This is a genomic window from Rhizobium quercicola (genome assembly GCF_021168455.1).
Lineage (GTDB): Bacteria > Pseudomonadota > Alphaproteobacteria > Rhizobiales > Rhizobiaceae > Ferranicluibacter > Ferranicluibacter quercicola.
The window spans coordinates 242,607-267,765 of the sequence record NZ_JAJOZR010000002.1; the positions used below are offsets into that span (position 1 = coordinate 242,607).

At 65.5% G+C, this 25,159-nt stretch carries 24 protein-coding genes; 19 read left to right on the forward strand and 5 right to left on the reverse strand.

The window, feature by feature from the left end:
- The first annotated feature begins 64 nt into the window (after positions 1–64).
- The 5 genes from ffh to trmD all read left to right on the forward strand — a co-directional run bounded on the left by ffh (position 65) and on the right by trmD (position 3,741).
- Positions 65–1,630, forward strand: coding sequence for a signal recognition particle protein (ffh, locus tag LRX75_RS04580; protein WP_231812289.1), 1,566 nt, complete (start codon positions 65–67; stop codon positions 1,628–1,630).
- A gap of 7 nt (positions 1,631–1,637) precedes the next feature.
- Positions 1,638–1,943: a chorismate mutase gene (locus LRX75_RS04585; RefSeq protein WP_231812291.1), complete on the forward strand. Its 306-nt coding sequence runs from the start codon at positions 1,638–1,640 to the stop codon at positions 1,941–1,943.
- Between the two features lie 61 nt (positions 1,944–2,004).
- A complete protein-coding gene (gene rpsP / locus LRX75_RS04590) occupies positions 2,005–2,367 on the forward strand; it encodes a 30S ribosomal protein S16 (protein WP_062596323.1) in 363 nt (120 codons plus the stop codon).
- Positions 2,368–2,473: 106 nt separating this feature from the next.
- Positions 2,474–3,040: a ribosome maturation factor RimM gene (gene rimM, locus LRX75_RS04595; RefSeq protein ID WP_231812293.1), complete on the forward strand. Its 567-nt coding sequence runs from the start codon at positions 2,474–2,476 to the stop codon at positions 3,038–3,040.
- An 8-nt stretch (positions 3,041–3,048) separates the two neighbouring features.
- A complete protein-coding gene (trmD, locus tag LRX75_RS04600; protein WP_231812295.1) occupies positions 3,049–3,741 on the forward strand; it encodes a tRNA (guanosine(37)-N1)-methyltransferase TrmD in 693 nt (230 codons plus the stop codon).
- Here trmD and LRX75_RS04605 read toward each other — a convergent pair.
- Positions 3,723–4,469, reverse strand: coding sequence for a sulfite exporter TauE/SafE family protein (locus tag LRX75_RS04605; protein ID WP_231812297.1), 747 nt, complete (start codon positions 4,467–4,469; stop codon positions 3,723–3,725). The two genes, trmD and LRX75_RS04605, sit on opposite strands and share 19 nt — an antisense overlap.
- An 89-nt stretch (positions 4,470–4,558) precedes the next feature.
- Between LRX75_RS04605 and LRX75_RS04610 the strand changes: the two genes are divergently transcribed.
- Entirely contained in the window at positions 4,559–5,077 is a 519-nt protein-coding gene (locus LRX75_RS04610) for a GNAT family N-acetyltransferase (RefSeq protein WP_231812299.1), read from the forward strand.
- A 172-nt stretch (positions 5,078–5,249) separates the two neighbouring features.
- Positions 5,250–5,786, forward strand: a complete 537-nt coding sequence (gene rplS / locus LRX75_RS04615; protein ID WP_231812301.1) for a 50S ribosomal protein L19 — start codon at positions 5,250–5,252, stop codon at positions 5,784–5,786.
- Positions 5,787–5,868: 82 nt separating this feature from the next.
- On the opposite strand, the gene LRX75_RS04620 is transcribed toward rplS, so the two are convergent.
- A complete protein-coding gene (locus tag LRX75_RS04620) occupies positions 5,869–6,378 on the reverse strand; it encodes a nuclear transport factor 2 family protein (RefSeq protein ID WP_231812303.1) in 510 nt (169 codons plus the stop codon).
- A 307-nt stretch (positions 6,379–6,685) separates the two neighbouring features.
- On the opposite strand from LRX75_RS04620, the gene LRX75_RS04625 reads away from it, so the two are divergent.
- Both LRX75_RS04625 and LRX75_RS04630 read left to right on the forward strand, forming a co-directional pair.
- Entirely contained in the window at positions 6,686–7,483 is a 798-nt protein-coding gene (locus LRX75_RS04625) for a transporter substrate-binding domain-containing protein (RefSeq protein ID WP_231812305.1), read from the forward strand.
- A gap of 30 nt (positions 7,484–7,513) precedes the next feature.
- Positions 7,514–8,395 (forward strand): amino acid ABC transporter permease, encoded by an 882-nt coding sequence (locus LRX75_RS04630; RefSeq protein ID WP_231812307.1) that lies wholly within the window; start codon positions 7,514–7,516, stop codon positions 8,393–8,395.
- A 32-nt stretch (positions 8,396–8,427) separates the two neighbouring features.
- On the opposite strand, the gene LRX75_RS04635 is transcribed toward LRX75_RS04630, so the two are convergent.
- Positions 8,428–10,329: a CASTOR/POLLUX-related putative ion channel gene (locus LRX75_RS04635; protein WP_231812309.1), complete on the reverse strand. Its 1,902-nt coding sequence runs from the start codon at positions 10,327–10,329 to the stop codon at positions 8,428–8,430.
- 390 nt (positions 10,330–10,719) lie between these two features.
- Between LRX75_RS04635 and leuC the strand changes: the two genes are divergently transcribed.
- Positions 10,720–12,129, forward strand: coding sequence for a 3-isopropylmalate dehydratase large subunit (leuC, locus tag LRX75_RS04640; RefSeq protein WP_231812311.1), 1,410 nt, complete (start codon positions 10,720–10,722; stop codon positions 12,127–12,129).
- An 80-nt stretch (positions 12,130–12,209) separates the two neighbouring features.
- Here leuC and LRX75_RS04645 read toward each other — a convergent pair whose 3' ends face one another.
- Complete coding sequence (locus tag LRX75_RS04645) at positions 12,210–13,250, reverse strand: TraB/GumN family protein (protein ID WP_269456071.1); 1,041 nt, start codon at positions 13,248–13,250, stop codon at positions 12,210–12,212.
- Positions 13,251–13,396: 146 nt separating this feature from the next.
- Positions 13,397–14,332, reverse strand: a complete 936-nt coding sequence (locus LRX75_RS04650) for a tyrosine recombinase XerC (RefSeq protein WP_231812315.1) — start codon at positions 14,330–14,332, stop codon at positions 13,397–13,399.
- Positions 14,333–14,471: 139 nt separating this feature from the next.
- On the opposite strand from LRX75_RS04650, the gene LRX75_RS04655 reads away from it, so the two are divergent.
- The 9 genes from LRX75_RS04655 to LRX75_RS04695 all read left to right on the forward strand — a co-directional run bounded on the left by LRX75_RS04655 (position 14,472) and on the right by LRX75_RS04695 (position 25,151).
- Positions 14,472–15,455, forward strand: coding sequence for a GNAT family N-acetyltransferase (locus LRX75_RS04655; protein WP_231812317.1), 984 nt, complete (start codon positions 14,472–14,474; stop codon positions 15,453–15,455).
- Positions 15,456–15,516: 61 nt separating this feature from the next.
- The gene (locus tag LRX75_RS04660) at positions 15,517–17,733 is read left to right on the forward strand and encodes a primosomal protein N' (protein WP_231812319.1); all 2,217 of its coding nucleotides are present in this window, start codon (positions 15,517–15,519) and stop codon (positions 17,731–17,733) included.
- 97 nt (positions 17,734–17,830) lie between these two features.
- Complete coding sequence (locus LRX75_RS04665) at positions 17,831–18,217, forward strand: AGROH133_08824 family phage infection protein (protein WP_113149796.1); 387 nt, start codon at positions 17,831–17,833, stop codon at positions 18,215–18,217.
- A 255-nt stretch (positions 18,218–18,472) separates the two neighbouring features.
- On the forward strand, positions 18,473–19,033 hold the full coding sequence (locus LRX75_RS04670) for a F0F1 ATP synthase subunit delta (RefSeq protein ID WP_162742913.1): 561 nt from the start codon (positions 18,473–18,475) through the stop codon (positions 19,031–19,033).
- Complete coding sequence (gene atpA, locus LRX75_RS04675) at positions 19,033–20,562, forward strand: F0F1 ATP synthase subunit alpha (protein WP_113149794.1); 1,530 nt, start codon at positions 19,033–19,035, stop codon at positions 20,560–20,562. The genes LRX75_RS04670 and atpA overlap by 1 nt, the downstream gene beginning before the upstream one ends.
- A gap of 49 nt (positions 20,563–20,611) precedes the next feature.
- Positions 20,612–21,493 carry a F0F1 ATP synthase subunit gamma gene (locus LRX75_RS04680; RefSeq protein ID WP_113149793.1) on the forward strand — a complete coding sequence of 294 codons (882 nt, stop codon included), beginning with the start codon at positions 20,612–20,614 and terminating at the stop codon, positions 21,491–21,493.
- A 23-nt stretch (positions 21,494–21,516) separates the two neighbouring features.
- Positions 21,517–22,977 carry a F0F1 ATP synthase subunit beta gene (gene atpD, locus LRX75_RS04685; RefSeq protein ID WP_113149792.1) on the forward strand — a complete coding sequence of 487 codons (1,461 nt, stop codon included), beginning with the start codon at positions 21,517–21,519 and terminating at the stop codon, positions 22,975–22,977.
- 102 nt (positions 22,978–23,079) lie between these two features.
- Positions 23,080–23,484 carry a F0F1 ATP synthase subunit epsilon gene (locus tag LRX75_RS04690; protein ID WP_231812321.1) on the forward strand — a complete coding sequence of 135 codons (405 nt, stop codon included), beginning with the start codon at positions 23,080–23,082 and terminating at the stop codon, positions 23,482–23,484.
- Positions 23,485–23,723: 239 nt separating this feature from the next.
- The gene (locus LRX75_RS04695) at positions 23,724–25,151 is read left to right on the forward strand and encodes a mannose-1-phosphate guanylyltransferase/mannose-6-phosphate isomerase (protein ID WP_231812323.1); all 1,428 of its coding nucleotides are present in this window, start codon (positions 23,724–23,726) and stop codon (positions 25,149–25,151) included.
- Positions 25,152–25,159: the final 8 nt, after the last annotated feature.

Below are 25,159 nucleotides of genomic sequence, written 5' to 3' on the forward strand. Positions count from 1 at the left end.
TTGTTTGAAAACGACCCGGAACCCACGTTTGCGGCACATGCTCGTAAACGAAAAGGAAGAGCCGATGTTTGAAAGCCTCCAGGACCGCCTTGGTTCGATCCTCAACGGATTGACGGGACGCGGTGCGCTGTCGGAAGCCGATGTGTCGGCTGCCCTGCGCGAGGTTCGCCGTGCGCTGCTGGAAGCCGACGTGGCGCTGGAAGTCGTCCGGTCGTTCACCGACCGCGTGCGCGAGAAGGCCGTCGGCGCCAATGTGCTGAAATCGATCAAGCCCGGGCAGATGGTCGTCAAGATCGTCCATGACGAGCTGGTCGAGATGCTGGGCGCCACCGGCGTTTCCATCGACCTCAACGCGCCCGCCCCCGTCGTCATCATGATGGTCGGTCTCCAGGGCTCGGGCAAGACCACGACCTCGGGCAAGATCGCCCATCGGCTGCACACGCGCGACAAGAAGAAGGTCCTGATGGCCTCGCTCGACACGCGCCGGCCGGCAGCCCAGGAGCAGCTGCGCCAGCTCGGCGTCCAGGCGGGCATCGACACGCTGCCGGTCATCGCCGGGCAGTCGCCGACCGATATCGCCGCGCGCGCCGTGCAGGCGGCAAAGCTCGGCGGCCATGACGTCGTCATCCTCGACACCGCCGGCCGCACGCATATCGACGAGCCGCTGATGATCGAGATGGCCGAGATCAAGCGGCGCTCGAACCCGCATGAGATCCTGCTGGTCGCCGATGCGCTGACCGGTCAGGACGCCGTCAATCTCGCGCGCAATTTCGACGAACGCGTCGGCATCACCGGCCTCGTGCTGACCCGCATGGACGGCGACGGCCGCGGCGGTGCCGCGCTCTCCATGCGCGCCGTCACCGGCAAGCCGATCAAGCTGATCGGCGTCGGTGAGAAGATGTCGGAGCTGGACGAGTTCCATCCGCGCCGCGTCGCCGACCGCATCCTCGGCATGGGCGACATCGTTTCGCTGGTCGAGAAGGCCGCCGAGAACATCGATGCCGAGAAGGCGGCGGCCATGGCCGCCAAGATGAAGTCGGGCAAGTTCGACCTCAACGATCTCGCCGACCAGCTCTCCCAGATGCAGAAGATGGGTGGCATGGGCGGCATCATGGGCATGATGCCGGGCATGTCCGGCATGAAGGACAAGATGGCCGCGGCCGGTCTCGACGACCGGATGTTCAAGCGCCAGATGGCCATCATCTCCTCCATGACCAAGGCCGAGCGCGCCAATCCCGACCTCCTCAAGCATTCCCGCAAGAAGCGCATCGCGAGTGGCTCCGGCACGGATGCCGCCGACATCAACAAGCTGCTCAAGATGCACCGCCAGATGGCCGACATGATGAAGGCCATGGGCGGCAAGAAGGGCGGCGGCATGATGAAGCAGATGATGGGAGGCCTTGCCGGCAAGATGGGCCTCGGTGGCATGGGCGGCGGAATGGGCGGCATGCCCGACCTGTCGAGCCTCGACCCCAAGCAGCTGGAAGCGTTGCAGAAGCAGGCGGAAGCCGCCGGCCTCGGCAAGGGCATGCCCGGCGGCATGGGCGGTCTCCCCGGTATGGGCGGCGGCAAGCTGCCCGGTCTCGGTGGCGGTTTCCCGGGCCTTCCCGGCCTGCCGAAGAAGAAGTGAGGCCCGCATGAGCATCGACCCTTCCATCGCCCGGGAACTGTCCGGCTACCGGCAGTCGATCGACAATATCGACGCGGCGCTGGTGCATATGCTGGCCGAGCGCTTCCGCTGCACGAAGGCCGTGGGCGTTCTCAAGGCCCTCCACGATTTGCCGCCGGCCGACCCGGCGCGCGAGGAATACCAGATCGAACGCCTGCGCCGTCTGGCAAAGGACGCCCATCTGGATCCGGATTTCGCCGAGAAGTTCCTGAACTTCATCATCAAGGAAGTCATCCGGCATCACGAAGACATCGCCGCCGATCTGAAGGATTGACGGCTTTCGCAGACCCATCAGGCCGCATCCGCGGCACGCCAACATTCAAGGAGTAATTGACATGGCACTGAAAATTCGTCTCGCCCGCGGCGGTTCCAAGAAGCGTCCGTTCTATCAGGTCGTCATCGCCGACGCCCGTTCGCCCCGCGACGGCCGCTTCCTCGAAAAAGTCGGTTCCTGGAACCCGATGCTCGCCAAGGACGATGCCAAGCGCGTCGAACTGAACAACGAGCGCATCCAGCATTGGCTCGACCACGGCGCCCTGCCGACCGACCGCGTCCTGCGTTTCCTCAGCGAAGCCGGCATCGTCACGCGCGAAGCCCGCAGCAACCCGACCAAGGGCAAGCCCGGCAAGAAGGCGACCGAGCGCGCCGCCGAAGCCAAGCAGAAGGCTGAAGACGCCGCTGCCGCTGCTGCCGAGTAATCGACCCTTTAAACATCTTCGGGACGGGCGGCATTTTCATGCCGCCCGTTTTCGTTTATGGGGTCGCGCAATCCTTCCGACGAATGATCTCAAGAACGGTTCCTCCATGAGCAAGCTGAAAAACCCCGTCCTGATGGGCACGATCGGTGGCGCGCAAGGATTGCGCGGCGAAGTCCGTGTGAAGAGCTTTGCCGAGGAGCCGACGGCACTTGGCGACTACGGTCATCTCCACAGCGAGGACGGGCGCGTCTTCGAGGTGCTGGAGGTGCGCGAGAGCAAGACCGTCGTGATCGTTCGCTTTCGCGGCATCAACGACCGGACGGCGGCCGAGGCGCTGAACGGGCTCGATCTGTTCATCGAGCGGGAAAACCTGCCGGACGACGATCTCGACGAGGACGAATTCTTCTATGCCGATCTCGAGGGGCTGGAGGCGAAGGATGCCGAGGGCAAGAGCTATGGCGTCGTGACCGGCGTGTTCGACTTCGGCGCCGGCGACCTTCTGGAGCTGAAGGGCCCGGGCCGTCGTCCGGTCCTCATTCCCTTTTCCGAGTTCTCCGTGCTCGAAATCGATCTCGAAGGCGGCACGATGCTGGTCGATCCGGTGGCCGCCGGTCTTATCGACGACAAGGACGATCCGGCCGGGCCGTTCACGCCCGACGCCTCCGGCGAATGAGCGCCGCCATGGCGTTCCGCGCCACCCTTCTCACGCTCTATCCGGAAATGTTTCCGGGCCATCTCGGCCATTCCCTGGCGGGCAGAGCGCTGGAGCGCGGGCAGTGGTCGCTCGACGCCGTGCAGATCCGCGACTTTGCCGAGGACAAGCACCGGACCGTGGACGACACGCCGGCCGGGGGCGGGGCGGGCATGGTATTGCGGGCGGACATTCTGAGCCGTGCCATCGATCATGTTTCGCGCGACGACGGGCGGCCACGGCTGCTGATGAGCCCGCGCGGACGGCCGCTGAGCCAGGCGCGGGTGCGCGAGATCGCCGCCGGGCCGGGAGCGGTCATCGTCTGCGGCCGGTTCGAGGGTGTCGACCAGCGGGTCATCGATGCGCGGGCGCTCGAGGAGGTTTCGATCGGCGACTACATTCTCTCGGGCGGCGAGCCTGCAGCGCTGACGCTGCTCGATGCCGTCGTGCGCATCCTGCCGGGCGTCATGGGCAATGCGCTTTCGGGCGTGCATGAAAGTTTCGAGGGCGGGCTCCTGGAGCACCCGCACTATACCCGGCCGCAGGTGTTCGAGGAACGGGACATCCCCGCCGTGCTGACCTCGGGCAACCACGGCGCCATCGAGCGCTGGCGGCGGGCGGAGGCCGAGCGGCTGACGCGGGAGCGCCGGCCGGATCTGCTGTCTCAGCCCGTCACGAAATAATAGAAAGCGAGCAGCAGGCCGACCGCGATGACGAAGGCGCGGATGACGGCCTGGGGCACGCGGCGCGCCAGCCAGACGCCGCTGTAGCCGCCGAGCGCCCCGCCGGGGATCATCACGGCCGCCTCCAGCCAGGAGACGACCCCGCCGAAGGTGAAGACCACAACGGCGATGGCGGCGATGATGACGGCCAGCAGGTTCTTCAGCGCATTGATCCGGTGATAGCCGCCGCCGGCCGAAAGCCCCAATACGGCGAGCATCATGATGCCCATGCCGGCCCCGAAGAAGCCGCCATAGATCGAGGTCGCGAACTGTCCGAGAAGCCCGAGGACGCCAAGCGGCGCTCCGGCCTCCCGCGATGCCGGGCGAAGCAGGGGGGCGCCCGCAAAGATCGCGGTCGCCCCCAGCAGGAGCCAGGGCACCAGCGCCCGGAAGGACGGGTTGGAAAGGGCGAGCAGGATGGCGGCGCCGATGAGGCCGCCGACCGCCGAGAGAAGCCCGAGCATGACCGCCATCCGCCGGTCGGCGATCAGTTCGCGCCGATAGGCGAGCGCCGAGGTGATGTAGCCGGGAAACTGGACGATGGACGATGTCGCATTGGCCACGATCGGCGGCAGGCCGGCCAGCGTCATCGCGCCGAAGGTGAGAAACGTGCCGCCACCGGCCACCGCATTGACGGCGCTCGACAGGAAGCCGGCGAGAAAGAGAAGAACGGCGGTTGTGACGGGCATCGGCGATTCATCGGAAAAGGGCTGATTTTCGTGGTATAGCGCCTGCGCGTAAACACAAGGACGGACATCCGCAGGAGGAGCTTATCGGCATGCCGCGGCCCGACATTTTCTTGCCGGACGACATCTGGCGCATTCGACCGGCCGAGACCTCCGACAGGGTCCTCTTGCGGACCCTGCTCGACGCCTATCTGCACGGGCTCTCCGCCTTCGGCCCCGTGGATGCCGTCTATCTCTATTTCGGGGCCGCCGATCGCTGGGCCTATCTCGTCGAGGTTCGTTCGGAAGGCATCTGGCGTCCTCAGGGTTTTGCGCTCGTCAACCGGCATTCCTGCTCGGGATTGGTGGTCGATCGTGCGATGGCGGAGTTCTGCGTGCTCCCGGCGTTCCGGCGAACGGGGGTCGGGAAACGCATGGCCCGCCGGCTCCTGACGCTGCATGCGGGCATCTGGGAACTCGGCGTCTCCAGGCACAACGCTGCGGCATGGTCCTTCTGGCGCAGCGTCACCGCGACGTTCGATGGTGTCGCGGTGATCGATGCGGACGACACACGCATTCTTCGCTTCGACAGCCGGCAGGCTTCGCGCAGAATCCTAAGCGGGGAGGGGTGACAAATCGGCGATCCCGGTGTATAGGCCGCACCGGCTCGGGTTCCTGCCCGCGACCATCAACAAAGAATGGTGTATCCGCCGTCGCTCTTCACCGGAAGAGACCTGTCCAGAGGCATGGCCGAAGGACACACTGGGCGCTCTGACCGTTTGAGAAGAAAGCAAGGTTAAACCGATGAACATCATCCAGCAGCTGGAAGCCGAACAGGCCGCCAAGATCGAAGCCAAGCGTACCCTCCCGGAATTCTCCGCAGGCGACACGCTCCGCGTCAACGTACGCGTGACGGAAGGCACCCGCACCCGCGTGCAGGCCTATGAAGGCGTCTGCATCGCCCGTTCGGGTGGCGGCATCAACGAAAGCTTCACCGTTCGCAAGATCTCCTACGGCGAAGGCGTCGAGCGCGTGTTCCCGGTCTATTCGCCGATGGTCGAAAGCGTCGAGATCGTTCGCCGCGGTAAGGTCCGTCGCGCCAAGCTCTACTACCTGCGCGATCGTCGCGGCAAGTCGGCTCGTATCGTCGAGAACACCGGCACGCGCGCCCGCAAGCTGAACGACACGGCGCGCCAGTCGGCTGCCGAGGAAAAGGCCCGTCTGGAAGCTGAAAAGGTTGCAGCAGCCCAGGCGCTCGCCGCCGAAAAGGCAGCAGCAGAAGCTGCAGCCGCGGAAGCCGCCGCTGCAAAGGCTGCCGAAGACGCAAAGTCTGCAGAATAAGATCTTCGGATCCTTCTCCTTCGAAAAAGCCGCCGGAGCGATCCGGCGGCTTTTTCATGTCTGACGGTCGGGAGGAACCGGCTCAGTCCTTCGTTGCCGGGTCCCAGTGCTCGTCGGCCTTGCCGTCCTTGATCCGCCAGGTGTCGAACCATGTGGTGGTGTAGGTCTTCGACGGGTCCTTCCCGTCCTTGACCTCGCGCACATAGCCGACGGTGACGAGATCGCCTTCCGCCGTGACGAAGGCGATCGGCGTCTTCATCTTCGCGGGGATCGGCGAGGGCTCGCGCTTCAGCACCTGCGTGAAATAGGCGACGACGCCGGCCCGGCCCGAGGCCGCGTTCGGATTGTGCTGGAGATAGCGCTCGGTCAGATAGCGGTCGGCCTTGTCCCAGTGGTTGGCTTCCAGCAGGTCCCGGACGATGCCGAGGGCGACCTGCTTGTTGGCGTTCAGCTGTGGATCCGGACTGGTGAACAGCGCCTCGGCGTCGGTCGCCGCCACCACGGCCTCCTGCGCCTGCGACGGGGCGGCCGTCAGCAGCGATCCGACCGAGAGGGAGACCGCGAGGAGGGCCGGTGCAAGCGTGTGTTTCATGAGCATTCCTTCCAGAAGACCGTTCATCGGGTGAGTGTCGGGGTCCTTGCGGAAAAATCTGTAGGGACAAGCCGGAGGTTGGGGAAGGAGGCAGGTTTCCCGCCGATAGGGCTGAAAAGAGAACCATGGGAGGTCGCAGGTCGCGTGGACGGCAACGATTTTGCTCGATGCGCGGGAACGGCGATCCCGTTCATCCTGTGCAGCGGCGCCGGCGCCGGCGTCGAAATGGCCGTGCCGCCCGCTGGGCTCTTGCCCGACGGGCGAGTTTCGTGACAGTCTCGCGCGTCACACGCCAGGAGCCTGCCTCATGTTTTCCCGCCGCCATGTTCTCGCCGGTCTGACCGTCCTTGCCCTTTCGCCGCTCGGTGCCGCTGCCGCGGATCTTCCGGATCTCGGCGGGCGCGACATCGTCGTGGTGACGGAGAATGCCTATCCGCCACTGCAGTTCATCGACCCGAAGACCGGCCAGGCCGCGGGCTGGGAGTATGATGCGGTGGGCGAGATCGCCAAGCGGCTGAACGCCAAGGTGACCTATCGCAATACGAGCTGGGACGCGATGATCCAGTCCGTGTCCGACGGGCAGTACGACATGGGCATGACGGGCATCACCATCAAGGAAGAGCGCAAGAAGAAGGTGGATTTCTCCGACCCTTATATGCGCTCCGAGCAGTTCATGCTGGTGCGCGGCGACGAGAGCCGGTTTACGGACGGCAAGTCCTTCGCCGCGCTGTCCAGCGGCCTCATCGGCGCCCAGCCGGGAACGACGCCGTTCTACACCGCCATCTACGAGGTGCTGGACGGCAACGAGCAGAACCCGCGCGTCAAGCTGTTCGAGACGTTCGGGGCGACGGTGCAGGCGCTGAAGGCCGGCGACGTCGATGTGGTGCTGACGGACGGCACGGCCGGCAAGGGCTATGTCGATACGTCCGATGGCGGGCTGAAGCTGATCGGCGGCCCGCTCGGCACCGAGGATTTCGGCTTCATCTTCCCCAAGGGCTCCAAGCTGGTCGCGCCCGTGAATGCGGCCATCGCGGCGCTGAAGGCGGACGGCACGCTGGAAACGCTGAACCGCAAGTGGTTCGTCGACTTCAAGATGGGCGAGTGAGGCGGCGGCCGATCGGATAGGCCACCCGCCATGCCGCCGCGCCCGTCGGATCCCTCGTCGCAATCCTCCTCTCGCGAAGCATCCCTTTCCGATGACCGCCCGTCCCCCGGCCGGCGCGCGGCGGCGCGGGAGCTGCCCTGGTGGCTGATCGCGCTGGGCACGATCGCCATCGGCCTCGCCGTGCTCATCGCCGTCAACGATCTCTATTCCCGCGTTTTCGCCGTGGTTGCCGCCGGCATCGGCGTGACGATCTTCGTCACCATCGTCGGTTTCGCCCTTGCCACGCTCCTCGGGCTCGGCGTGGCGCTGATGGCGCTGTCGCGCAGCCCGGTGCTGCGTCAGGTCGCCCGGTTCTACACGGAGGTGATCCGCGGCATTCCCGTTCTCGTGCTGCTGTTCTACATCGCCTTCGTCGGCACGCCGGGGCTCGTCTGGCTGATCAATCTCGCTTTGACGCCGCTGATCTCGGCCGGCGCGATGGAGCCGGTGCTGGTGCGCGACCTCTCTCTGATGTGGCGGGCGATCATCGCGCTCACCATCGGCTATTCCGCCTTCATCGCCGAGGTTTTCCGCGCCGGCATCCAGTCGGTGGATCGCGGTCAGGTGGAGGCGGCGGAGGCGCTGGGCCTGAACCGGTTCCAGCGGTTCCGGCTCGTGGTCTTCCCCCAGGCTATCCGCACCATCCTGCCGCCGCTCGGCAATGATTTCATCGCCATGATCAAGGACTCGTCGCTCGTCTCCGTGCTCGGCGTGCAGGACATCACCCAGATGGGCAAGGTCTATGCCTCCGGCTCCTTCCGCTTCTTCGAGACCTATTCGATCGTCGCCTATATCTATCTGCTTCTCACCATCGGCCTGTCGCTGGGTCTGCGCGGGCTCGAGAAGCGGATGCGGCGCGGGCATCGGGGTTAAGGCCGTCCGGGTCTCCGCCGCGCGCGCTGCTCTCAGTCGCGCGCGAGAATGATCAGCTTGTCCCCGGCCTCGTACTGCACCGCCTCTCCCTTGGCGGGATTGACCACGACACCGCCAAGGCCTCGCTCGTCGCGCACGGACGCAGCCCTCCTGCTGTAGCCGAGCGCCACCTCGCCGCGCATCAGGGCTGCGAGCGTGATCGTGTAGAAGTTCACGGGGCGGTCGATCGCGATATAGTCGGTGACGGCGCGCATGTAGATTTCCGAGCCGTCCTCGTCCAGAAGCTCGTCGAAGATATCGGCCATCAGCTCGTTCTCCGAGGCTTGCGCCAGCATGAGGCTGACGAGCTTGTTGCTGACGACGAAATCGTCGGCGCGGGTGACGGCGGCCAGATCGCGGTTGCGCACGTCGATCATCTCGCTGACGATGCCGATATGGGTGTTTGCCGCCTCCGCGATCTTGCGCAGCTGCAGCAGCGTCACGAGCGTCGCCGTATCGGCCGGCTGGGCGGCCAGATGGTCGCTGTAGCCGAGCACCAGAACGTGGTCGAAGGCGGGCACGTCGAGCGCATCGAGGGCGGCACGGTTGCTGGTGTCGATCACGCGGCAGGTCACGGAAAGGTTCTCCTTCAGATACGGCATGGCCGCGACCTCGTCGAGCAGCTCCGGCGTGTCGGCAGCGATCGTCAGGCGGGAGCCGGGCGCGACATAGCGCGACAGCTCCTGGGTGATGATGGGGCCGCGGCGGTTCCAGCCGAGCAGAAGCGTGGTTTCCGCCCGGCGCGTGACCGGCGGGCGCGGGCGGATGACGTCGCGATCGACGGTGAAGTCGCCGGTGCGCAGGCGGATCGTGTCGTCGTCCTCGGCGATCAGGATGGCGCGTTCGCCGGCGGCGATCACCCGGCTGGTGGGCGGGTTCAGATGCACCTTCCCGTCCGTGGTGCCGATGCCGATCAGGGTGGAGGTGTCGTAGGCCATGACGGCGGCGCCGAAGGATTTGCCGACGATGCCGGGCTGTTCGAGCGCGTAGATCTCCGAACCGTCGAAATCGAGCAGCTCGGTATAGACGCCGCTCAGGCCCGACTGGCGGCTGGAGCTGACGACGATGCGGGAAATCAGTTCGTCGGCCAGCACCAGCTGCAATTCGCTGCCGCCGACGATGCGCGCGACCTCGGCATTGGCGGCATCGCGGATTTCCGCGGCGATGCGGTAGCGCTCCGGGCGGCGTGACGGGTCGTTCACGAGCGCGAGGATCGTCTTGATGACCTGCGAATCGGCATAGTCGCCCTCCGGCGACAGAACCACGATGGCGCGGGAGGCCTGGGGATTGACGATGTTGATGTCGTGCAGGTCGGTCGGGTCGCCGCTGCGGCAGATGATGCGGGTGTTGCCGAGATCGGGGATCTTGTCGGCGATCTCGTCCTCCATCTCCACCTTGTCCTTGCCCGCCATGATGACGATGCGCGGACGCCGCCGGCTGCGGTTGGCGATGACGAGCTCGGAGATCACGTCGAAGATCGAGGGCGACCAGTTGAAGATGATCGTGTGGTCCTTCTCCAGTACGTGGGAGCGCCCCTTGCGCAGCTCGTCCAGCTTCTCGTCGAGACCGGAGGAGAGCACGCCGATCAGCGCGGAGAAGACGAAGATGCCGGCGACGGTGACCGCGAGCGAAATGCCGCGGAAGCTCCAGCCGACATCGCCGCCCATGGCGCCCGCATCCATGGTGCGCATCAGCGATTCCCACGCGCCCTCGATGAAGGACACGGGCTCGCCGCCATCCTGCGCGATGCCGGTGATGGCCAGCAGCAGCCCGGCAAACACGATGACGATCAGCGAGATGACCGCCAGCCAGCCGATCAGCGCGATCGGCCCGGCCGCCATGCTCTTGTCGAATTGGTAGCGCGCGCGGTCCCGCCACGTGATCTGTCGTGTCATGATGTTCCCCCAGATCCGCCGGATGACGGACGTCTCCGGCGTCTCAGACTTTCGGCCGGTTGGCAAGCACAGCCTGAGAGAATCGGTCGATACCGTGAAGATCGAGGGTGCTGCGCCGCGGCCGCCACGCCGTGTGAAACCTTGCGGTCCGGCGGCAAAACTGCTATCTGAGCCCTCATGGAATCCAAGTTCGGATGTCGCGCGCAGAATGTCGTCGTGCTGCAGGATCACAAGCGCCTGCCGGCACGCTTTTACGCGCGCGTCTCCGGGGCGTTTAACAGCCGACTTCGATAGATCCCTCGGGGGCGCGTGCCCCGGCTTTCGATAGCCTGATCCCGCCGGCGGCCAGCCGGATTTTTCCGATGACTTCTTTCCAATGGATGACACGCCATGAGCGCACCACGGACCCTCTACGACAAGATCTGGGACGACCATGTCGTCGATCAGCAGGACGACGGCACCTGTCTTCTCTATATCGACCGCCACCTCGTCCATGAAGTGACGAGCCCCCAGGCGTTCGAAGGCCTGCGCATGACCAACCGTCAGGTGCGCGCCCCGCAGAAGACGCTCGCCGTCGTCGATCACAATGTGCCCACCTCGCCGGATCGCCATCTCGGCATCAAGAACGAGGAAAGCCGTATCCAGGTGGAAGCGCTGGCCCAGAACGCGGCCGATTTCGGCGTCGAATATTATTCGGCCTCCGACAAGCGCCAGGGCATCGTCCACATCGTCGGGCCGGAACAGGGCTTCACCCTGCCGGGCATGACCATCGTCTGCGGTGACAGCCACACCTCCACGCACGGTGCCTTCGGTGCGCTGGCGCACGGCATCGGCACGTCCGAGGTCGAGCATGTGCTCGCCACCCAGACGCTGATCCAGAAGAAGGCGAAGAACATGCTGGTGCGCGTCGACGGGCAGCTGCCCGACGGCGTGACGGCGAAGGATATCATTCTTGCGATCATCGGTGAAATCGGCACGGCCGGCGGCACGGGTCACGTCATCGAGTTTGCGGGCGAAGCCATCCGCGCGCTGTCGATGGAAGGCCGCATGACGATCTGCAACATGACGATCGAAGGCGGCGCCCGCGCCGGCCTCATCGCGCCGGACGAGAAGACCTTCGAATACATCAAGGGCAAGCCGCGCGCGCCGCAGGGCGAGGCGCTGGAGCAGGCGATCGCCTACTGGAAGACGCTCAACACCGAGGACGGCGCGCATTTCGACCGCGTCGTGGTTCTCAACGCCGCCGATCTGCCGCCGATCGTCTCCTGGGGCTCCTCGCCGGAAGACGTCATCTCGGTTCAGGGCGTGGTTCCCAATCCGGACGAGATCCAGGACGAGAACAAGCGCGTCTCCAAGTGGCGGGCGCTCGACTATATGGGCCTGAAGCCGGGCACGAAGATCACCGACATCGCGGTCGATCGGGTGTTCATCGGCTCCTGCACCAATGGCCGTATCGAGGATCTGCGCGAAGTCGCCAAGGTCGTGGAAGGCCGGACGGTGGCGCCGACCGTCTCCGCGATGATCGTTCCGGGTTCGGGCCTCGTCAAGGAACAGGCGGAAGCCGAAGGCCTCGACGTCATCTTCAAGGCGGCCGGTTTCGACTGGCGCGAGCCGGGCTGCTCCATGTGCCTGGCCATGAACGACGACCGGCTGAAGCCGGGCGAACGTTGCGCCTCGACGTCCAACCGCAACTTCGAAGGCCGTCAGGGCTTCAAGGGCCGCACGCATCTCGTGTCCCCGGCCATGGCGGCGGCGGCGGCGGTGGAAGGCCACTTCGTCGATATCCGCACCTGGCAGTAAGCCGGGCCGTCGATCCGCTTGAGACGTGACACGCGCCGCTTCCGGTTTCCGGAGGCGGCGCTTCTCTTTGTGCGGCAGGGTCAGGGCATGGCGGTGAGGGTGAAGCCGTCCTTGCGGAGCAGCTCGATCACGCCTTCCGGGCCGGGCAGGTGCAGGGCGCCGACCGCCATGAAGGCGTTGCCGGCATCGAGGCTCGGACGCGCGCGCGTCGCCATGACATGGTTGCGATCGGTGACGATGCGCTGTTCGAAGGCGACGGATTCCTGTTCGGAGTCGCTGCCCTCGACGGTTTCGGAAGCTGCCTTCAGCATGGGCATGATGGTGGCGATCCGGCCCTCGAGATAGAGTTCGGTCGTCGTCTCCATGGCGTCCTCGACGAGATTGCCCAGCTTGAGCGTGTCGACGAGGGCCGAGATGTGGAAGGCCATCGGCAGGTCGTTGAGGGCATGGATCTGCTCGACCATGGTCTCCAGACCTTTCAGCGTCTTTCCCGTCGCGACGGCATCCTGTGCCAGTTTCTGGTCGAGGAAGACGGCGCCGCCGGCCTTGCGGCTCAGTTCGCAGGGCGGCAGCGAGACGAAGCTCGCGATCATCCAGGGTTTCATGCGGGCGACGGCTGCCAGCGGCAGGCCGCGCGCCTTCAGGCCCTCGGTCAGGATCACCTTCTGGTCGGCATCGAGATAGCTTTCGATCGTGCTGCCATCGGTGAACATGGTCAGGCTCGGGTCGGAGAACAGGGCCGCCTGGGCGCGTCTTTCGTCGAGGATCTCGTCCGATTCGACGATGACCGTCGCGGCGCCGGCAAAGGCGTCGGGCGCGCCCTGCGGCATGGCCAGCACGCGGGGATCGGTGACGTGCATCGTGCCGAGCAGATACGAGGCGGGAACGCCCGGCTTCTCGATCTTCCAGAATGTGCCGGTGCCGTTGGGCACGAGCGCTGCCTCGGCCGTCACGCGCGCGACACGGTCGGGCGCGGCCTTTTGCCAGCTTTCGAGCAGGTTGACGCCGTTGCAGGCGGTCTCTTGCGCCCGGGCGCTGCCGACATTGAGACAGGCGGCGACAAGGGCTGCGAGGAGAATGACGGGCAGGAGCGCGGCAAGCGAGACGAGGGTATCGACCAGGAAGCGGGCAAGAGGTGCGGAGAGGGGGCCTCTCGTCGGGGTCGTCGCGGGCACGGATCGTCCTTTCCTTGGCGGGTCCCGTCACCCTAGCGGCGGAGACGTCACGAGCGGATTAAGGCGCATGGTTAACGCGGATCGGGCTGTTTTCAGGCGCGGGGGTGGGCGCGATCGTAGATGTCGAGCAGGCGGGCGGAATCGACGCCGGTATAGATCTGGGTGCTCGACAGGCTGGCATGGCCGAGCAGTTCCTGAATGGTGCGCAGATCGCCGCCGCCGGCCAGGAGGTGGGTGGCGAAGGAGTGCCGCAGGGCATGGGGCGTCGCCGTATCGGGCAGGCCCAGCGCCCCGCGCAGGCGCTGCATCTCGCGCTGGATGATCGCCGGCTGCAGCACGCCGCCCTTGGCACCGCGGAAGATCAGGTCGTTCCCCTCGGCTGCATAGGGGCAGAGCGCGAGATAGCGGTGCACCGCATCGAGCGCTGGCGCGATCAGCGGCACGATGCGGGTCTTGCCGCCCTTGCCGGTGACGCGCAGCGCGCGCGGGGTGCCCGCGACATCGTCGGCCGTCAGTCCGAGCGCCTCGGAAATGCGCAGGCCGCAGCCGTAGAGCAGCGTCAGCACCGCCTCGTTGCGGGTGGCGATCCACGGCTCCTCGCTCAGCTGGGCGTCGCTTGCGACCACGGCCAGCGCATCGGTGTCGGTCAGCGGCTTCGGCAGGGATTTCGGCTGCTTGGGCGAGCGCACCGCGCCCGCGCCGGCCGCGTTCACCAGGCCCTTGCGCTCCAGATGGCGCAGGAAGGACCGCAGCCCGGCAAGGCCGCGGCCGAGCGTGCGGGCGCCCGCGCCATCGCGGCGACGGGTGGCGAGGAAGCCGCGCAGGTCGCCCGGCCGCAGCGCCTTGATGTCCGACAGTTTCGGCGGGCCGGCGAGGTGGCCGGTGAGGAAGGCGAGGAACTGCCGCGTATCGCGCTCATAGGCCTCCACCGTCTTGTCCGACAGCCGCCGCTCGTTCGACAGCGCCTTCAGCCACGCCTCCCGCTCGGCCATCAGCACGGCATCGCCGATCACCAGAAACGCGTTCATGTCGAAGCCCTCGTCCGCCGTGGAAACATCAAGTCTGGGCGCACAGGTCTTGCCGAATTGCTAACATCCCCTTGGAATCCGTCATCGCTCAATCATATTCATTTGCCATAGGTGAGCGATACGCGGCGGCGGGACGACCATGACAAGACAAGGCTCGGCAGGCGGTTTCACTCAGTTCGCGGAGGCGGTGTCGCTCGTCTCGCAGGGGCAGCCCGGCCATATCGTGGATACGCTGATCGCCGAGCGCGGGCAGCGCATCGTCCACCATCCGCTCTGGCCCGTGATGCGGCCGGCACTCTACACGCTCCTGAACTACCGCAAGGCGCTGGAATTCGCGAACGGCGTCGCCAACCTGCCGGGCTTCCAGGCCTTTCAGTATCTCAGCGACACGCTGTCGCTCGACATCCGCGTGGCGCATGAGGAGCGGATTCCGCGCAGCGGTGGCTTCCTGCTCGTCAGCAACCATCCGACCGGCATCGCCGACGGCGTCGCGGTGTTCGACCTGCTCAAGGCGCGCCGGCCGGACATGATGTTCTTTGCCAACCGGGATGCGATCCGGGTCAATCCGCGATTCGTGGAGATGGTCATTCCCGTGGAGTGGCGCGACGAGCACAAGAGCAAGCTGAAGGCGCGCGAGACGTTGCAGGTGACGAACCGCGCGATATCGGAGGGCAAGGCCACCGTGCTCTTTCCCTCCGGCCGCATCGCCTATTGGGCGGACGGACGGCTGAACGAGCGCCCCTGGAAGACCTCCGTCGTCGGCTTTGCCCGCAAGCACAACCTCGCCATCCTGCCAGTGCACATGCAGGCCCGCAATTCCGGCCTGTTCTACTGGCTGGCGAAATGGTCGACCGAACTGCGCGACATGACCGTGTTCCACGAACTGCTCAACAAGAAGGGCAACGTCTTCGACATGACCGTCGGCCATCTGATCCCGCCCGACGCGCTGGACGGGGATACGGCGGAGGTGACCCGCGCGCTCGAACGGCATACGGTGATGGATCTGGCGCGCGACGGCGATGCGGTGTTCGCGCCCGTGCAGCCGGCAAGGATGCCTGCCGACGCACCGCCTGCCGAACCAGTGGCCGCCGCTGCCCGGCATCCCGCACCGGTGACGACCTGACGACACGCGCGGCAAGGCCGCCTCTTTTCTTTCTGCGCCCACGGGAGCAATGTCCGCCGCAATGACGGGCGATTCGATTGATCTGTTCGGGGGCGAAACCTCCCGACACGCGCCGGGCAGGGTCGTGCCGGTTCTGGTGCCCATGCCCGCCGACAAGGCCTATTCCTACCGCGTGCCGGACGGCATGGCGGTTCAGCCGGGTTCGATCGTGCAGGTGCCGCTCGGGCCGCGACAGGTCGCGGGCGTCGTCTGGGATGCGACCGAGGAACCGGCCGTCGATCCGAAGAAGCTGAAATCCATCACGCAGGTCTTCGATTGCCCGCCGCTCTCGCGCGATATGCGTGCCTTTCTCGACTGGGTCGCGGCCTATACGCTGTCGCCGCCCGGTCTCGTCGCGCGCATGGCGCTGCGCGTACCCGCGGCCTTCGATCCCGAGCCGATGGTGGAGGGGTTGCAGCTGACCGACCGGCGCCCGGACCGGATGACGCCGGCGCGGACGCGCGTGGTGGAGACGGCTGCGGATGGCTTCCGCTGGACGCGATCCGGCCTTGCCCATGCCGCGGGTGTCTCGACCAGCGTGGTCGAGGGCCTGCGCGCGCAGGGCGTGTTCGAGACCACCTTCATGCCGCCGCCGCCGGTGGTGGCCCCGCCCGATGCGGACTATGCCGCGACCGAGCTGGAAGAGATCCAGCGCGAGGCGGCGGATACGCTGGTCGCGGCGGCGGCCGAAAAGACGTTTTCCGTCTCGCTGATCGACGGCGTCACCGGGTCCGGCAAGACGGAGGTCTATTTCGAGGCGATCGCCGAGACGCTGCGGCAGGGCCGGCAGGTGCTGATCCTCCTGCCGGAAATCGCTCTGACGGCCGCCTTTCTCGACCGTTTCGAGAAAAGGTTCGGCGCAAAGCCGGCGGAATGGCATTCGGATCTCGCGCCCCGCACCCGCGAAAAGGTGTGGCGGCAGGTGAGCGAAGGCGGCGTGCGGGTCGTGGCCGGTGCGCGCTCGGCGCTGTTCCTGCCGTTCGAGAATCTCGGCCTCATCATCGTCGATGAAGAGCACGATCCCGCCTACAAGCAGGAAGACCGCGTCTTCTACAATGCGCGCGACATGGCGGTGGTGCGGGCAAGGCTCGGCGATTTCCCGGTCGTGCTCGTATCGGCGACGCCATCGGTGGAAAGCCGTGTGAATGGCGAGGTCGGGCGCTACCGGCCGATCCACCTGCGCACCCGCTTCGGCGCAGCGGCCATGCCGGATCTCGGGCTGATCGACATGCGGCGGCATCCGCCGGAGCGTGGCGGCTTCCTCTCGCCCGTGCTGCTGTCGGCCATCGGCAAGGCGGTGGAGAAGGGCGAGCAGGCGCTGCTCTTCCTCAACCGGCGGGGCTATGCGCCGCTGACCCTCTGCCGCGTCTGCGGACATCGCTTCCAGTGCCCCAATTGTTCGAGCTGGCTGGTGGAGCACCGGTTCCGCAACCAGATCCAGTGCCATCATTGCGGTTATGCGGAACGCACGCCGGAGGCCTGCCCGGAATGCGGCACGCTCGATCATCTCGTCGCCTGCGGGCCCGGCGTGGAGCGGATCGCCGAGGAGGTGGACCGGCATTTTCCGCAAGCCCGCACCATCGTGCTCTCCTCCGACCTCATGGGCGTGAAGCGCCTGCGGCTGGAGCTTGAGGCCATCGCGAAGGGAGAGGCCGATATCGTCGTCGGCACGCAGCTCGTCGCCAAAGGCCACAATTTCCCGATGATGACCTGCGTCGGCATCGTGGATGCGGATATCGGGCTTGCCAATGGCGATCCGCGCGCGGCCGAACGGACCTTCCAGCTCCTGAGCCAGGTGACGGGGCGCGCCGGGCGAACGGGGCTGAAGAGCCGTGGGCTGCTGCAGACCTATCAGCCGCAGCATCCGGTGATGCAGGCGATCGTCTCCGGCGATGCCGAGGCGTTCTATGCGCGCGAGATCGGCGAGCGGGAGCGGGCGGTGCTGCCGCCGTTCGGGCGGCTCGCCTCCGTGATCGTCTCGGCCGATACGCGGGCGGACGCGGAGACGCATGCGCGCGGCCTGCGCCAGGCCGCACCGCAGGTCTCCGGCATCACCGTGCTCGGACCCGCCGAAGCGGCGCTGGCGGTCGTTCGCGGCCGGCATCGGTTCCGGCTTCTCGTTCACGGCCGGCGCAACAGCGACATGCAGGCCTTCATGCGGGCGATGATCGCTGCGGGGCCCAAGGTGCGCGGTTCGGTGTCGGTCCAGTTGGATATCGATCCGCAAAGTTTCCTCTGAGGCTGGTCGAGAGCGATTTCCTTCCGCGCCCACTTGCTCTAAATCTTCGCAAAGTCGGCACTATGCCGGACGATGACAGGGGCATGGGATCGCGGCGATGGATCTGTATATACCGACCGAGACCGGCGAGTTCCTCGCTTTCCTCAGCGCCGTGGCGACCTGCGTCATGGGGCTGTTCTTCCTGTTCGCGCCGGGCCTCTCGTTCCGGGCCATGGGGCTTTCGCTGCGGGACGGCCGGCGCGGCGGCTATGCCGAGGCACGCTCCACACTTGGTGGATTTCCGCTCGGTCTGGGGCTTGCCGCCATCGTGCTCGCCCAGCCCATGGTCTATCTCGCGCTCGGCTCGGCCTTCGCGCTCGCCGCTTTCGGGCGCATCCTGTCCATGGTGTCGGATCAAGGTAACACGGTCGTGAACTGGCTGTTTGTTCTCGTGCAGATGGTGCTGGCCATCCTGCCGCTGGCCTATGTTTTCGGCGTCTTCTGAGGCGGGAAGCCCGCAAGACACCTCGCCGAGGCCATCACACTCCCGCTTTTGGGCAGAATTTGGCCCGAGGATCGTGCAATCGCTCCCCTCGCGTGTTGCGAGTCCACTTTTCCTATGCTAGACGAACCCCGACTTCGTGGGGGAGCCGGGCCTGTCAGGCCAGGATGTCCTTGAGGATATAGCAACAAATTCAATGTGTTCGGTTTTCGGTCCGTCCGAAGATCGCTCTTGGATCGCAGCAAGAGAAGCGCGCCCGTGGCAAAAACGTCCGACCTCATTTCCGGTGTTGCAGAAAGATACGCGTCGTCGCTTTTCGATCTGGCGCAGGAAGCCGGCTCGGTGGAAAACGTGCAGGCCGATCTCGATCGTTTCCAGGCCCTGATCGACGAAAGCGCCGATCTGAAGCGCCTCATTCTCAGCCCCGTCTTTTCGGCTGATGACCAGTTCAAGGCGATCTCCGCCATTGCCGAGAAGGCCGGTCTCACCGGTCTCGTCGGCAACTTCCTGAAGGTCGTCGCCCGCAACCGCCGTCTCTTCGCTGTCCCGGGCATCATCCGGTCGTACCGCGAGACGGCCGCCCGCCATCGTGGCGAAGTTTCCGCCGAGGTCATCTCGGCCCATGCGCTGAGCGATCAGCAGCAGACTGAATTGAAGGCGGCGCTCAAGGGCGTCACCGGCAAAGAGGTGGCGATCAACGTCACCGTCGATCCGTCTATTCTCGGTGGTTTGATCGTCAAGGTCGGGTCCCGCCAAATTGACACTTCCCTTCGCACAAAGCTCTCGAGCCTTAAGCTTGCACTGAAAGAGGTCGGCTGATGGATATCCGCGCCGCGGAAATTTCCGCAATTCTCAAAGATCAGATCAAAAACTTCGGCCAGGAGGCTGAGGTCTCCGAAGTCGGCCAGGTTCTGTCCGTCGGTGACGGCATCGCCCGCGTTTACGGTCTCGACAACGTCCAGGCGGGCGAAATGGTCGAGTTCCCCGGCGGCGTGCGCGGCATGGCGCTCAATCTGGAAGCCGACAATGTCGGCGTCGTCATCTTCGGCTCGGACCGGGCCATCAAGGAAGGCGACACCGTCAAGCGGACCGGCGCCATCGTGGACGTTCCGGTCGGCCCGGAACTGCTCGGCCGCGTGGTCGATGCGCTCGGCAATCCGATCGACGGCAAGGGCCCGATCAACGCAACGCGCCGCTCGCGCGTCGACGTGAAGGCACCGGGCATCATTCCGCGCAAGTCGGTGCATGAGCCGATGTCGACCGGCCTCAAGGCCATCGACGCCCTCATCCCCGTCGGCCGCGGCCAGCGCGAGCTGGTCATCGGTGACCGCCAGACCGGCAAGACCGCAATCATTCTCGACACGATCCTCAACCAGAAGGCCATTCACGACAACGGTCCGGACAGCGAAAAGCTGTACTGCGTCTATGTCGCCATCGGCCAGAAGCGTTCGACGGTCGCACAGTTCGTCAAGGTGCTCGAAGAGCGCGGCGCGCTGCAGTATTCGATCATCGTTGCCGCGACGGCCTCCGACCCGGCTCCGATGCAGTATCTCGCACCCTTCGCCGGCTGCGCGATGGGCGAATATTTCCGCGACAACGGCATGCATGCGCTGATCGGCTATGACGATCTGTCCAAGCAGGCCGTGTCCTACCGCCAGATGTCGCTGCTGCTGCGCCGTCCGCCGGGCCGCGAAGCCTATCCGGGCGACGTCTTCTACCTGCATTCGCGTCTTCTCGAGCGCGCTGCCAAGCTGTCCGACGAAAAGGGCGCCGGTTCGCTGACCGCTCTGCCGGTCATCGAAACGCAGGGCAACGACGTGTCCGCGTTCATTCCGACCAACGTGATCTCGATCACCGACGGCCAGATCTTCCTCGAAACCGACCTGTTCTACCAGGGCATCCGCCCGGCCGTGAACGTCGGCCTCTCGGTCTCGCGCGTCGGCTCCGCCGCGCAGGTCAAGGCGATGAAGCAGGTTGCCGGCTCGATCAAGGGCGAGCTTGCGCAGTACCGCGAAATGGCGGCCTTCGCCCAGTTCGGCTCGGACCTCGACGCCTCGACGCAGCGCCTGCTGAACCGCGGCGCGCGCCTGACGGAACTCCTGAAGCAGCCGCAGTTCTCGCCGCTGAAGACGGAAGAACAGGTTGCGGTGATCTTCGCCGGCGTCAACGGCTACCTCGACAAGATCGCCGTCAACAAGGTCGGTCCGTTCGAGCAGGGCCTGCTGTCCTACTTGCGCTCCGAAGGGAAGGGCGTGCTCGACACGATCCGTACCGAAAAGGCCATTTCGGACGACACCAAGGGCAAGCTGAAGGCGGCGATCGACGCTTTCGCAAAGACGTTTTCCTGATCGTCTGCTTCAAGACGCACCCGCAGACGCTACCTAGGACGGATACTGGATGCCTTCTCTCAAGGATCTGAAGAACCGGATCGCCTCCGTCAAGGCGACGCAGAAGATCACCAAGGCGATGAAGATGGTCGCCGCGGCGAAGCTTCGGCGTGCGCAGGAGGCGGCCGAGGCCGCCCGGCCGTACTCGCAGCGGATGAGCATCGTCCTGTCGAACATCGCCCAGGCGGTCGGCACGGACGACAGCGCCCCCCTGCTGATGACGGGCACCGGCCGCGACAAGACGCATCTCCTGGTCGTCTGCACGGCGGAACGCGGCCTCTGCGGCGGCTTCAACAGCCAGATCGCGCGTTTTGCGCGCGATCACATCCGCAAGCTCCTGGCTGAAGGCAAGACGGTCAAGATCATCTGCGTCGGCAAGAAGGGCTTCGACATCCTTCGCCGCGAGTTCGCGTCGCTGATCATCGACCGCGTCGATCTGCGCGAAGTCAAGAAGATCGGTTTCGAGAATGCCGACCAGATCGGCAAGAAGGTCATCGGCCTGTTCGAAAAGGGCGAGTTCGACGTCTGCACCCTGTTCTACTCCGAATTCAAGTCGGTGATCAGCCAGGTTCCCACGGCGCTGCAGCTCATCCCCGCCGCCGTTCCCGCTGCAGCATCGGCCGATACCGGTTCTGCCGCCATCTATGAATACGAGCCGGATGCGGGCGAGATCCTGAGCGACCTCATTCCGCGCAATATTTCGGTCCAGGTGTTCCGGGCGCTGCTCGAGAACGTCGCGGGCGAAATGGGCGCGAAGATGAGCGCGATGGACAATGCCACGCGCAATGCCGGTGAGATGATCAACAAGCTGACGCTGAGCTACAACCGCCAGCGCCAGGCTCAGATCACCAAGGAACTCATCGAGATCATTTCGGGCGCGGAAGCGCTCTAAGGTTAGGACAAGAGGGTAAGAACATGGCTGATACAGCGACCCCGAACTACATCGCAGCGACGACCGCTGCCGTCGGCCGCGTCACGCAGGTTATCGGCGCTGTCGTCGACGTTGCTTTCGAAGAAGGCCAGCTGCCTTCGATCCTGAACGCGCTCGAAACCGACAATAACGGTTCGCGCCTGGTTCTCGAAGTGGCGCAGCACCTCGGCGAAAACGCCGTTCGCACCATCGCGATGGACTCGACCGAAGGTCTCGTCCGTGGCCAGAAGGTGACGGACACCGGCGCACCGATCACGGTTCCCGTGGGTCTGGAAACGCTCGGCCGCATCATGAACGTCATCGGCGAGCCCGTCGACGAAGCCGGCCCGCTGATCACCTCCGGCAAGCGCTCCATCCACCAGGAAGCACCGTCCTACGTCGAGCAGTCGACGGACGCGCAGATCCTCGTCACCGGCATCAAGGTCGTCGACCTGCTCGCACCTTACGCACGCGGCGGCAAGATCGGCCTCTTCGGCGGCGCCGGCGTCGGCAAGACGGTTCTGATCATGGAACTGATCAACAACGTCGCTAAGGCGCATGGCGGTTACTCGGTGTTTGCCGGCGTCGGCGAGCGCACCCGCGAAGGCAACGACCTCTATCACGAAATGATCGAGTCGGGCGTGAACAAGCATGGCGGCGGCGAAGGCTCCAAGGCCGCGCTCGTCTACGGTCAGATGAACGAACCGCCGGGCGCCCGCGCCCGCGTCGCTCTGACCGGCCTCACGATCGCCGAACAGTTCCGTGACGAAGGTCAGGACGTTCTGTTCTTCGTGGACAACATCTTCCGCTTCACGCAGGCCGGTTCCGAAGTGTCGGCACTGCTTGGCCGTATCCCGTCGGCCGTTGGCTATCAGCCGACGCTGGCGACCGACATGGGCCAGATGCAGGAGCGCATCACCACCACGACCAAGGGTTCGATCACCTCGGTTCAGGCCATTTACGTTCCCGCCGACGACTTGACCGACCCGGCACCGGCAACCTCGTTCGCCCACCTGGACGCCACGACGGTTCTGTCGCGCTCGATCGCCGAAAAGGGCATCTACCCGGCCGTGGATCCGCTCGACTCGACCTCGCGCATGCTCGACCCGATGGTGGTCGGCGAAGAGCATTACGAAGTCGCCCGCAAGGTGCAGACGACCCTGCAGCGCTACAAGTCGCTTCAGGACATCATCGCCATCCTGGGCATGGACGAACTGTCGGAAGACGACAAGCTGTCGGTCGCCCGCGCCCGCAAGATCGAGCGCTTCCTGTCGCAGCCGTTCTTCGTCGCCGAAATCTTCACCGGTTCGCCGGGCAAGCTCGTCGCGCTCGAAGACACGATCAAGGGCTTCAAGGGCCTCGTCAACGGCGAATACGATCATCTCCCGGAGGCCGCCTTCTACATGGTCGGCTCGATGGAAGAAGCCGTCGAGAAGGCCAAGCGCCTGGCTGCTGAAGCCGCTTAATCGAAGCGAATAGAGCGAATAGGGAGTAGCGAGTAGGGATAGGTGGATATGTCCGGGACGGTTTTCTGAAACGATCCGCTATTCGCTCCTCGCTGAATTGATATGGCTGATTTCAAACTCGAGCTCGTTTCCCCGGAACGTCTGCTGCTTTCCGAGCAGGTCAGCGAAGTGGTCATTCCGGCAACGGAAGGCGAGATGACCGTCATGGCCAATCACGCGCCGACCATGACGACGATCAAGCCGGGCATCATCACCGTGAAGACGGCAAGCGGCCAAACCAACCGCTACGTGGTGTTCGGCGGCTTCGCCGACATCCTGCCGACGGGCTGCACCGTTCTCGCCGAATCGGCCGTGCCGGTCAGCGAATTCGACGCGACGCTGGTCGAGCGCCGGATCGAAGCGGCCCGCGCCGAACTCGATCAGCCGCACCACGGCGACGAGCATCGCACGAAGATCGAGAATTTCCTGTCCGAGCTGACCCAGCTCAACGAGACGGTCTCGGGCTGACCGAGACGAGAAAAACCGGCTTCGGCCGGTTTTTTTATGTCCGGCGGCAGGCTTGCCAAATGGTTCCCCGTCCCGGATGGCCCGGCGCTCCGCGGCATCCGCTTTAACAGCATTTTATCGCTCCCGTGCTAGGTCCTCTGTGTCGCGCGCCTCGCGGCGTGCTGAAACAGACAGGCAGCGGGTTGTCACAAGTGCCTGTGCACGGGCCTGATGGCCTGGCGGGCAGGGAAGGACGTGGAATGACGGCAAAGATCGTCCCGGTGATCATGGCCGGCGGCAAGGGAACGCGCCTCTGGCCGCTGTCCCGGTCCACCGCGCCAAAGCAGTTCCTGCAGTTCCTCAGCGAGCATTCCCTGTTCCAGAAGACGCTGCAGCGCGTGTCCGATCCGGAGATCTACGCGCCCGCCGTCATCGTCACCAATGCCGAGTTCCGCTTCATCGTCGCGGAACAGGCCCAGGCCGTCGGTGCACCCCTGTCGTCCATTCTGCTGGAGCCCGTGGCGCGCAACACCGCGCCGGCGCTGGCGGCTGCAGCCTTCGTCGTCGCCCGCGATCATGGCGACGCGGCGATCCTTCAGGTGCTGGCCTCCGACCACGAGATCGAGGCGAACGACACCTACCGCGCCTGCATCGGTCTTGCGCGCGAGACGGCGGCGGCCGGCATGCTCGTCACCTTCGGCATCACGCCGACCGAGCCGGCGACGGGCTATGGCTATATCGAGATCGGAGCCGCGCTTGCCGGGGGCGCGCGCACGGTCGCGCGCTTCGTCGAGAAGCCGAACCGCGAAAAGGCCGAAGCGCTGCTGGCGACGGGCCGTTATCTCTGGAATTCCGGCATGTTCATGCTGCCGACCCGCCTGTTCCTCGCGGATCTCGCGACATTCGCGCCGGAGGTGCATGCGAGCGCGCGGGCCGCCGTCGAGGCGTCCCGGCGCGATCTGGATTTCGAGCGGCTGGATGCAGCGGCCTTCTCGCAGGCGCCCGATATCTCGGTGGACTATGCCGTGTTCGAACGCACGGCCCACGCGGCCGTCGTCCCCTCGTCTTTCCCCTGGTCGGATCTCGGCAGCTGGGACTCGGTCTGGGCGGTCGGCGAGAAGGATGCGGCCGGCAACGTGGTCGGCCAGAAGGCGAACGTTTCGGATACGCGCAATTCGCTGGTTCTCTCGCGCGACATCCACGTCTCGGTGCATGGCCTCGACGATATCGCCGTCATCGCCAGCGAGGATGCGGTCTATGTCGGTCGTCTTGCCGACAGCCAGAATGTCGGCCAGATCGTCAAGGCGCTGGCACGCAATGAGGCGACGCGCCGTCTGACGGAGGTTCATCCGACCTCCTACAAGCCCTGGGGCTCCGTCGCGTCCGTGCTCAGCGGCGAGCGGTTCGAGGTCAAGCGGCTGTCGATCGCGCCGGGCCGCAAGATCTCGCTGCAGAAGCATTTTCACCGCTCGGAACACTGGGTCGTGGTCAAGGGCACGGCGGAGGTGACGCTCGGCGACGAGACGCGGCTTCTCAACGAGAACGAGTCCATCTACGTGCCGCAGGGCGTGACCCACCGGCTCGCCAATCCGGGCAAGATCCCGCTGGAGCTCATCGAGGTCCAGACGGGGTCCTACCTCTCCGACGACGACACGGTTCGCCTGGACGACGAATTCGGCCGGCTCTGAGTCCGGCC